This is a genomic window from Nocardia sp. NPDC059764, assembly GCF_042732555.1.
Classification (GTDB): domain Bacteria; phylum Actinomycetota; class Actinomycetes; order Mycobacteriales; family Mycobacteriaceae; genus Nocardia.
Map to the genome: position 1 here is coordinate 44443 of NZ_JBHWHH010000037.1, position 6379 is coordinate 50821.

Sequence of the window (6379 nt, forward strand, 5' to 3'; positions counted from 1 at the left end):
CTAGTTGGGCGCCACCGCGGGAATGGGTTTGATGGGGTCCTGGACCGCGCCGTAGTTCTTCAGCACGGTGGTGACGATCCCGGTCATTCGGTCGAAAATCAGTGCACCGTTCTGGAAGTCGGTGCGGACGCCATTCGAGACCGGATATTCGTTCGAGGTCGGAAGGCCGAGAATGCCTGTGTCCGCGCCCATTTGCAGGAATCGCTCCAGAATCTTCCCGACCACCGAAACGATCCGCCCGGCGGAATTGGCATACACGAATCCATTCGTGAATTGCCCGTACTGCCCGCCGTCCGCCAAGGCGACCGGTTCCGCTTTCGGCTGTCCCAGTGGACCTTCCGCGCCGCCCTGCTCGTTCCAGTAGCGGGCGACGGCACTGCGGTCGAGCATGCCGAGGATCCGCTGCGTGAGATCGGCGAGGGCGGCCAGGTCCGCTTCACTGGAACTGGGCGCGGGCGGCGCCGGGGCGGCCTGGACCTGCGGGTTCGCGCCCGCGTTCTGACCGGGCCGGTCCCGGTTCGGGCTGGTCGGGGCGACAGCGCTGGTGCCGCCCGCGGCGTCGGCGGCGATCTGCCGGATCTTGTCCATCAGGGCGTAGGCGGCGTCACCGGGGCAGGTGGTGTTGCCGACGTCGCGGTGGGCGAAGATGTTCGGCAGCTTGACCGCCTGCCCGAGCGCGTATTTCGTGTAGTCGCTGCCCTCGGAGTACATGGTGGAGGAGCCCTGCGGGTCGAAGCCCGCCAGCTTGGCCCGCCAGCCGATGAACTTGCCGAGCGCCTGGATGGAGACGTCGGTCGGATCGTCCTCCTCGTAGTCGCCCATCAGCGCGACGCCCGCGGTGTCGATATTGAAGCCGCCCGCGTGTGCGCCCTCGACCGGGCGGTCAAGCCCGCCGTAGCGTCCTTCGAAGATCTGCCCGTACTTGTCGACCAGGGCGTTGTACCCGATGTCGCACCAGCCCAGCGTCTTCGCGTGATACGAGTAGATGGCGCGCACGATGCCGGCGGACTCGGCCTTGGTGTAGTCGTTGCGGCCCGCGGTGTGGTGCACGGTGATCGCGGAGACGCCGTCGTCGTAGGTGGGTTCCTCGCAGCGCAGCGACTCGTCCGCGCCCCACTGCGCCCGGGAGATCACCTTCGGACCGCCGCCGGGCAGCGGCGCGGCCACCGAGGTGAGGTTCTCGTCGATGCTGCCGCGGCCCGGATCGATCAGCACCGCGGCCAGTTTCTCCAGATTGATCTGCGCGGGATCGGCTTTGCTGTCGTCCAGCGGAGTCGGTTCGGCGGGCGTGGAGACGGTTTTCGCCTTCGGCGTCACCAGCATCTGGACGGTCTTGGTGTTGCCGACGTAGATGGGCTCGGTGCCCTTGCGCTTGCCCGGCTGGGACTTGTCGCTGCCGGATTCGGACTCGGCGTCGTACCACGGTCCCCAGGTGCCGTCGGGGCGCTGGGCGCGAATCTTGGTGGTGGCGTTGAGAACATCGGCCGCGGTGAGCGCGACCATGCTGAACGGGGTGTCGCGGGAGAGCTCCTTGACTTGCGCGCCGACCTTGTCGACCAGGTCGATGGGGACCGCGCCGGGGGAGAGGGCGGGGGTGCGCAGGTCGCCGGCGAGACCGGGGACAGGGTGCGGGCCCGGGGCCGCCGGGTTGTCCGCGGTCGGGATCGGACCTGGTTCGGCGATGAATCCGGGCACCCCCGCAGGGGTGTTCGGTTTCGCGGAGCCGGGGACCACCGGTGTGGCGTTGGGGAGGGAGCCCGGCAGGGTGGGCCGGACGGCGTGCGGCGCGGGAGCCGGGGCGGGCCCGACGGGCTGTGGCTGGGAATTGTTGAGCTTGGGCAGCGGGATCTCGGTCGGCAGTGGCACGCCCGGGATCAGGTTCTGGGGGATCTGAATCGCGCTGGGCAGCGGCAACATCCGCAGATCGGACAGTCGTAGATCGGGCAGATCCAGCCCGGTCAGCTCACGCAGCGGCAGCACGATATCGGGCACCGAGGCCAGGGCGACTTCGGCCATTTGTGCTGGTATAGCTGCCAAATTGCTTTCATCCGCATTCCGGACATCCCGGATGTCACTCAGGGCGAGGACACCGACGGGCACGGTCAGCGCGAGGGCGGTGACTACCGGGAGCGTGTAGGCATGTTTCGGTCTGCGATACGGCACAAGCATCTCCCATTCAGGTAAATCGGTCTAACCGCGCCCCGAGCACAAGCTTGCTACTTGGCGCATCAACGATCACACTAGTCCCTACTGTCACATTCCCTGAACGTTTGGTTGAGGCTTAGCTTTGAGTAACTCGAATGTAGCTTCAGCCCTCGAGAGAACGGGTATGACATGCCGAACGGGTACCTAGCCGAGCGCCGTAGACGGCGCGGTCTGCTCACCCTGTCCCTCGCTGTCGCCGCCACCACCGGTGGCACCGCCCTCCTCGCGTGGGCCTGGCCCGAGAACGCCCTCCACTTGACCGTGGGCGCCGGTCACGGCCGCGGCTTGAGCCAGAACGGTGCGTTCGAGAAGGCCGCCCAAGGCTGGACCGCCGACCGCATCCTCGCGAACTACTACTCCGGAGCCGACCTCGCCGACATCGGCGCGACCTCCGTCCGAGTGCGCATCATGGAGCAGGACGACGAAACCCTCGACGTCGTCTCCGACTCCGTCTTCTACGTCGCCGGCCGCCGTGTCATCCCCGGCCAGGCCGCGCACCTCACCCCCACCGCCTCCGGAGCGGACGTCACCATCACCCAGGGCTGCGACGGCGACACCCTGTGGGAGGGCGCCACTGACGACCCCTGGGCCTACCCCGTCACCGAAGGCACCGCCCGCCCCGCCGAGGAACAACTGGAGATCTGCGGCGGCAACGCCTTCCGCGGCGTCCTCGGCGTTGCCCTGGACGGCGACGCCTTCCGCACCGTCAATGAAGTGGACCTCGACGACTACCTCAAAGGCGTGGTCCCCGCCGAAATGATCCCCGGCTGGGCCGACCAGGGCGGCACCGAAGCCCTGAAGGCCCAAGCCATCGCCGCCCGCTCCTACGCCCTAGCCGAAAACCGCTACACCTACGCCCAAACCTGCGACACCACCGACTGCCAGATGTACCTCGGCACCGACAAAGAGGACCCCCGCACCACCGAAGCCGTCGAGTCCACCTCCGGCCGAGTCCTGGTCCGCGACAACCACATCCTCCGAGCCGAATACTCCGCAGCCCCCGACGGCGGCCCCCTGACCCCCGCCTCGGCGATGGAAATAGGCCCCGCCCTCACCGACTTCCCCGCGGTCCAGTCCCCGGGCCTCCTCCCCAGCCTGCTTTCCCCGCAGTCTCCCCAAACAGACACCACCCCAACGGAACTCGATCCAGAAACCGGCGCCGCCCCGGAGATCACCACCCCCGGCGCCGGCACTCCGACCTACACGGATCCGTCCTACGCCCAGCAGACCGTTCCGGGCGCCGAAAACCCCACAACCCCAAGCAATGTCACACCGGATACCCCGGCTCGCCCGAACCCGGGCAACCGAACCCGAGGTGTCGTCCCCCTCCCGAGTCCCGGCAGCGCCGACCCGAACTCCCTGCACTCCGACACCCGCGGACTCCCCGACCGAACACCCCCACAGCCCCTGGCGGTCCCCACCGTCACCCCGACTCCCCGGGCTGTCGCGACCCCAACCCCCTCCACACCCGCTCGCCCGACCTACGCCGTCCCTCAGCCCACCGCTCCGGCGGTGAATCACCAGTCTCCAGAGTAATTGGCACGATTGGTCATTGCCTTTCACCGCGCAAGCGCATATGCGCGCGGAGGTGTAAGTCAAAGTTGCTTAATGCCAACCGATTTCAGTGCCAAACCGTAGCTGCGCGATATAGCCAACCCTTACCTGTTGGTAGTTCTATGAGCGGCTGAATAGCCAGATGCATTGGGCGAGACTTGAATCGATAGTTGTCTGGCGGAATGTGTATACTCCGCACGTTGACCTTGATTCGAAGGCGTTGTGCCCCAGGGCATCACAGACAGGTGGATGAATGCGTTAGGTCTGTGCAGGCCGCGCGGCATGGGGGCCGGGCGGAGCGGTAGTTGCTGTCGAGGGGGTCGACCAGGCTCGGCGTAGCGCCGTGTTGCCACCATCGACTCGTCGACGGTCTTTCATGACCCGATCGTGGTCGACGGATTTGGTGGTCCGCTGAATGCGGGCTCGAAGAAGGGGCAATTGCGCTGTGCTCGCAGAAGCAATGGTTGAGTGGTTCGTCCAGGTTTTCGATTCGGAAAGCTTGGCTCTGGTAGCAACCCGATTGGGCGTCGAAGTGGCGCAGCGAATCGTGCGGGGGGAGGCCACGGTGGCCGATCTCTTCCTGGCATCGAAGGTCATCGGCTGGGAGTTGGGGGAGTTGCTACCCGCTTCCCTTGACGAACTGCACGGCACGCTCCATGATCTCGAGCGGCGAAACGCCGAGTGCATTGCATAGCGCGAACAGCTGATGCATATCGGGGGAGCGCTCCCCGTTCTCGAAGCGCTGGATCGTACTGACCGCGACACCTGACGCGGCCGCGAGCTGGGCTCGCGTGTAGTCGCGCCGGGCGCGGGCAGCGCGGAGCTCTTCACCCACTGCGCGGTTGATGCCGTCGTGGAGATCCCGCAGTTCCATATGGACCATCATGAGGTCCAAACGGAATTCTTGCAAACACACCCAGGCTGGAGTATGTCCAAACCCATCTTGATGTAACGATCAGATAACTAGTCCGTTCGGACTTGTTGAAGGTCCGTATGGACCTTATGGTGGCCCGTATGGACTTTCTAGATCGACATATCGCCGACAGGGTGGCACTGGCGATGCGTGAGGCGGGCGTGGGGTTGGGGCAGATCATTGCCCGAACCGGCCTCAGTGCGACTTCGCTTGCTGCCGAAATGGGCGCGATTGCGCCGTTCAGCGTTGCCGATCTAGTGCTCGTCGCGTGCGCGCTGGGGCGTGAGCCTGCCGAGCTACTTCCGACTTCGGCCCATGTGGATTCGGAGGTGGCGTGATGACAGGCGACGGGTCGGCCCACCTGTATCTCGAAGTCGGTGCCCTTCGCGAGCTCGCCGAGTTGCTCGCCGGCATCCCGGATCTGGTCGAGGACCTCGCGGATTCCGTCAACGGCAGGTCTCGACTCGGTGCGGCGAATGCCCGGCTCAGTGGACGGACCAGTGATCAGCCGCTGCCTTTCAGTGTCGGCGCGGCCAGGGTTCGTGACCACCTGCACGCCAGTCTGATCGGCTGGGTACGCCTGGTGTGCGAACAGCGCGCTCTCGACTACAGCGGCCCGACCTCGACGGCCGGACTCGCCGCGTGGCTGCGCACGAACCTGATCGCGTTGGCGATGACCGAGGGGGTGGAGTCCGCTCCCGCGGACATCCGCGCCGCTGTCGAAGCCGCCGAACGGGTGGTCTGCCCGCCGGCGCAGCGCTTCGTGATCGATGCCGCATCGGTCGAGGCCGCTCGCCGGGCGCGCCTCAATGTCTCCGGAATCGCCATCCTGGCACAGGAATTGGGTGATCCGTTCCGGACTGTCACCGTCCGTCGCATCCAAACCCTGCGTGACGCGGGCAAGGTCGCGCCCGTACCGGGGCCCTGGGCACCCGACTGGCCGGAACTGTTCCTGGTCGGCGACGTACTCGACGCCCATCTGAAATACCCGATGCGTCGCCGGAAGTCCACCGCGTGATCGCTTGTCCCGCCCGAATCACCCCTGTCGCCCAGGCCGCCGAACCACCGCTCAGCTGCGGTTCGGCGGCCTTCGTCGTTTCCGCCGTCCCGTGGAGGCCCTCATGAACTACACCCTTCTCGAGCTGATCGAGCTCGCAGCGCACACAGCTCCCGCCGATCCGCTGTCCACGGATCGCGCGCACGAGGTCATGCGCCTGCACCGCGAATGTCCCGCGCGTGAGTGCCCGCGTAAGGCGGCGGCCTTCCAGGTGTTGGTCGCCGCCGGCCACATCACGCCCGATTCCGGTCGGTTGCGGTGACTTCGAAGATGGCTCCTACCAGCACCTTTCAAGAAATTCAGACTGGACTGTTGACTTTCCTCGTCGCTTAAGTGAAGCTATGTGCAGCGCCACAGTTGCGCCTTCCTCCCGAATCTTCCGGGAAATCTTCACTCCAACACCAGGTTCCACTCTCGGATCCGGTGTTGAACCGAGATCCGCTGCCCCGGTACAAACTTCGCCGGCACCACGCCCTTCTCGAACCTCATGCGGCACGCCCCCGAAAACCCTTCGCAGGTACAACGCGGGTTCAGAGCACGCCGCATGCCCACCCCTCGTGCGCCCGTCTCCCGCAGGTGGTCCGCGGTCGCAGATGCCGCAGCACAGGGGTGCCACACGGACGGCCCCACCCGCAATCGCTTCCCGCGGG

Annotated in this window: 6 protein-coding genes; 4 read left to right on the forward strand and 2 right to left on the reverse strand. The window is 66.2% G+C overall.

Annotation, left to right across the window (positions count from 1 at the left end; genetic code table 11):
• Nucleotides 1–2016, reverse strand: coding sequence for an N-acetylmuramoyl-L-alanine amidase (locus ACFV4K_RS11150; protein WP_379273963.1), 2016 nt, complete (start codon nt 2014–2016; stop codon nt 1–3).
• Nucleotides 2017–2334: 318 nt separating this feature from the next.
• Between ACFV4K_RS11150 and ACFV4K_RS11155 the strand changes: the two genes are divergently transcribed.
• On the forward strand, nt 2335–3741 hold the full coding sequence (locus tag ACFV4K_RS11155; RefSeq protein WP_379273964.1) for a SpoIID/LytB domain-containing protein: 1407 nt from the start codon (nt 2335–2337) through the stop codon (nt 3739–3741).
• Nucleotides 3742–4378: 637 nt separating this feature from the next.
• Here the strand turns inward: ACFV4K_RS11155 and ACFV4K_RS11160 are convergent.
• Nucleotides 4379–4633 carry a helix-turn-helix domain-containing protein gene (locus ACFV4K_RS11160; RefSeq protein WP_379273965.1) on the reverse strand — a complete coding sequence of 85 codons (255 nt, stop codon included), beginning with the start codon at nt 4631–4633 and terminating at the stop codon, nt 4379–4381.
• Nucleotides 4634–4773: 140 nt separating this feature from the next.
• On the opposite strand from ACFV4K_RS11160, the gene ACFV4K_RS11165 reads away from it, so the two are divergent.
• From ACFV4K_RS11165 to ACFV4K_RS11175, 3 genes are all read left to right on the forward strand, one after another.
• Nucleotides 4774–5010 carry a hypothetical protein gene (locus tag ACFV4K_RS11165; RefSeq protein WP_379273966.1) on the forward strand — a complete coding sequence of 79 codons (237 nt, stop codon included), beginning with the start codon at nt 4774–4776 and terminating at the stop codon, nt 5008–5010.
• Nucleotides 5010–5690, forward strand: a complete 681-nt coding sequence (locus ACFV4K_RS11170; RefSeq protein ID WP_379273967.1) for a hypothetical protein — start codon at nt 5010–5012, stop codon at nt 5688–5690. The genes ACFV4K_RS11165 and ACFV4K_RS11170 overlap by 1 nt, the downstream gene beginning before the upstream one ends.
• 103 nt (nt 5691–5793) lie before the next feature.
• Nucleotides 5794–5991: a hypothetical protein gene (locus ACFV4K_RS11175; RefSeq protein WP_379273968.1), complete on the forward strand. Its 198-nt coding sequence runs from the start codon at nt 5794–5796 to the stop codon at nt 5989–5991.
• The last annotated feature ends 388 nt before the right edge of the window (nt 5992–6379 follow it).